The following is a 3,390-nucleotide window of genomic DNA, read 5'->3' on the forward strand; positions in this document are numbered from 1 at the left end:
AAAACGTGCACCCATCGAAAGTCTTTCAACTTCCACCAGACTTAACGTCCAGCTTCCGTTCGCAAGAACCTCGCCGTCCACGTTTCTCTTTCTTCTGTCTTCACAATGTCAATGAGCTGACCCAGCACAAAGCTACGTCACGAGAGAACAAAAGCCCCTCATAAATTCTTCAAGGAACAAAGGATCGCCTCCGGTTGCCCGGCAGCCACCCTGCCCTGTCAAGAAAAACGCCAATCATTGGGAGCCATATAAGCTCGCGTCGTCAGCGTTTGGCGGATATAGGAAAGTCAGAACCGACTGTCAATACCCTTTTCTCAAGCTCCAAGATCCAAACCATAACAAGGCAAAGATCCAAAACCCGAAAACCACTTCAGAAGTTTTTCAACAACCTCAGTGATTTGCTACATCCCCCAGCGCCTTTCAGCGCCGCGCTCTGCAGCGGTGAGCGGGGTTCTAAGGGCGATCACTCCAAGTGTCAACACCCGATTAGGACAAAATCGACTTTTGTGTTGGAAGCCGCTTCTGGGGCCAGAGACCTGTGGCTCAAACGGGCGCCAGGCATAGATACGCATGTCGTTTCTGGAGACTGAGCCTATACTCAGACCAGCAAATATCTTCTGTTCGCAGACGAATTCTCTCTTCAATTAGTGGGAGAGTTGCGGACGCCATGAGATGGAAGTCCCAAAGCCCAGGAAACTCGGGGCTGATGAAGAGTTTAGCCGCTGGCGCTTAGGCCGCCGTGACATTCGTCATTCAACTCTACCAAGGACAACGATCTTGAACTTCTGCTAGTTCTCCTCTCCTAGCTTCTGAATGCCTTGATAAACCGAGAGAGCCAGTTTCTGCAGCACGGACGATTGATCGGCATGCTGAGGTGTGTGGATGTTAATGAAGGGGGATGGTGGCTAGTTGCAGCACGCTGTTATTACAGTTCGAACAGCGGAGATGTCCGCCTATCGGCACCGGGTCAGAGTAACACGCGTAAGTTATGAAACTGCGCAGCAAGCAGTTGGTATGCATGTCATCTTGCGTGCACCGCGGGACGACATCAATGCAGGCTACTTTGGCATTGGGTTTCTTAGGAGAGCCGAGAAGGGCGAATCGGGTTTCCTTCACCTCTCTCTCGAAGAGATCGTGTTCATGCCCAAGCGAGTTTCGAACACCATGGGGAAGCAAATAGTCGAAATTGATCTGGCCGGCCCGGGAGAAGAACTAGCTTTTCATCACTATGCCCCGGGCCTGCGCCTCATAGGTGATCAAGCTTACAACGCAATTCTACACATGGGCGGACGAGGTTGGCGAACACAAGAAGTCCAAGCCAATAATAGTATGGAGGAGTTGAAGCAGGAACCCTTTCTTGACGAGATAACCGACAAGGCTCTACGCCGCTACCGAACTCGGCAGGAGTTGGTCCGAATGGGTCTTAAGAATACACTATTGGATCGTTGTGGTGCAGTCTGTTGCATAAGCGGCCGCAGACCGAATGTTCCCGACGGACCCTCATTGTTGACGCTCAGCCACTACTGGCCATTAGGGATGAACGGACCCGACACCTTGCGCAACACAGGGCTGATGACCTGCATGATCCATCAGATCTGGGAGAATGGCTTGGTGACCATGCTGTCCGATTGGCGCCTGGTCTTCGCTCCAGATTTGCCGCTACTCTTCAAGGACGAGTTCAACGGACGGACCTCAGCTGACTTTCCCGATGATCCTTCTGTTCAGCCAGACCCAAGATATCTCGAGTACCATCGTGTAAATATTTTCGAGAAGCGCCTGGCTGGTACCTCCTACTACTCCAGGAACTAATGCTTACCGTCGAGCCACATGGCGGTATAATGAATGTTCTCATCTGGTGTGCCGGATGACGTTGCCCCAAACTTCTATCGAGCGTAATGGAGACTAGGGCGAGTGTTGTGGCGATCTGGCCGGGGTGAGCGGGGAGGAATCTACCGTGGAGCCACTACTGGAGCGAAGCGGCAGGTCACGGCGCGTGTGAAAAGTGTTGGCGTATCCGGTCGGTGTCATCCAGCCGAGGCGGGAGTGGGGTTGTAGTCCGAGCGCCAGTCTGCGACCGCAGCTCTGGCGTAGGAGGGACAGGGAAGGAGTGTTTCGTTCAGCAGCTCGTTTCTGAGCTGGCTATTGAAGATCTCGATGAAGTTGTTCTGCATCGGCTTGTCCGCTGCGATGTAGTGCCAGTCGACACGACGGCGATCCGAAAGGCCTGAGATCGCGTTTGAGGTAAACTCCGTCCCATTGTCGCTGACGATCATATTCGGCCCACCGCAGCTGGTGATGAGCGCCTCGAGTTCGCGGACAACCCTTTGCCCCGGGAGCGGCGTGTCCGCCACCAAGGCGAGGCACTCGCGGCTGCAGTCATCAACAACAGTCAGCACTCGGAAACGTCCCATCGGAAAGCTGATCGGAGACGAAGTCGAGGGACTATCGTTTGTTGGTCAACACTGGCACCAGTATGATTAACCTGGTACCCATCGCCTGTTTGCAGCCGCCGCGACGACGCACGGTCAGCTTCTCCTCTCGGTAGATGCGGAAGGGCCGCTTGCAGTTAACCTCGTAGCCCTCCCGGCGGAGCAACACGTGAAGCCTTCGGTATATGGACCTGTGGCGTTCATGAGCGGTAGCCGTTATCCACTCGCACAACGCTACATCATCGGTGCGAAGCGCCTAGTAGTGCTCGTCAGCCGGCAACAGCCCAGAATTCGGCACGCCCGCCGCTCGCTTGTCTATATCGGGTTTGGAGATGAGCGACAGCCCCCTGCTCCATAACGGGCGTTACCATTGTTTCCCAGAATATCCTTAAAGGCGGCGTTGTCGAGCATGCTGTCAGCCAGCAGCTTCTTGACGCGCCGGTTGTCGTCCTCAAGGGCTTTCAGCCGTTTAGCCTCGCTGGCGTCCATCCCGCTATACCTGTGGTCTTCCACTTGCAGATGCTGGCGCTGCTCACGCCCTGCTTGCGGCACAGCTCGGCGATCGGAACGCCGGCCTTGTGCTCCTTCGAAACACCGATGATCTGCTCTTTGATGAACCTGGTTTTTTCATCTCTGGTCCTCATTGGACCAGAGCCTACTTTGAAATGGCTTAGCTGCAGGGCCATTCGATGCTGCTTCTACCCTCCTGCCCAGCGTTGCCTTCTGGCTCATCGCGCCTTGGCTTATCTGGTGTGCATCGCTCCAGTTTTTTGCCGTCGCCTGTGGGGGAATCTGCTCCGCTGCATCTGCATCGCGCTGTCTTTCTATGCGGGCTCCTTTATCTAAGGCGAAGTGCGTACTCGGCCCCCGCCCCTGGCCTTGCCTTGCCCTGCCCTTCCTTTGCCCCAGAACGCAAAAACCCCCGGTCATTTCTGACTGGGGGTTTTGTTGTTTCGAAGTT

At 54.8% G+C, this 3,390-nt stretch carries 1 protein-coding gene and 1 pseudogene; one reads left to right on the forward strand and one right to left on the reverse strand.

Annotated features, from left to right (window positions below):
- Positions 1 to 945 precede the first annotated feature (945 nt).
- On the forward strand, positions 946 to 1,809 hold the full coding sequence (locus DDE77_RS19170) for a hypothetical protein (protein WP_157959971.1): 864 nt from the start codon (positions 946 to 948) through the stop codon (positions 1,807 to 1,809).
- A 93-nt stretch (positions 1,810 to 1,902) separates the two neighbouring features.
- On the opposite strand, the pseudogene DDE77_RS19175 reads toward DDE77_RS19170, so the two are convergent.
- Positions 1,903 to 3,073: pseudogene (locus tag DDE77_RS19175) on the reverse strand (IS3 family transposase).
- Positions 3,074 to 3,390 lie beyond the last annotated feature (317 nt).

It is taken from the genome of Devosia submarina (assembly GCF_003056345.1).
Lineage (GTDB): Bacteria > Pseudomonadota > Alphaproteobacteria > Rhizobiales > Devosiaceae > Devosia > Devosia submarina.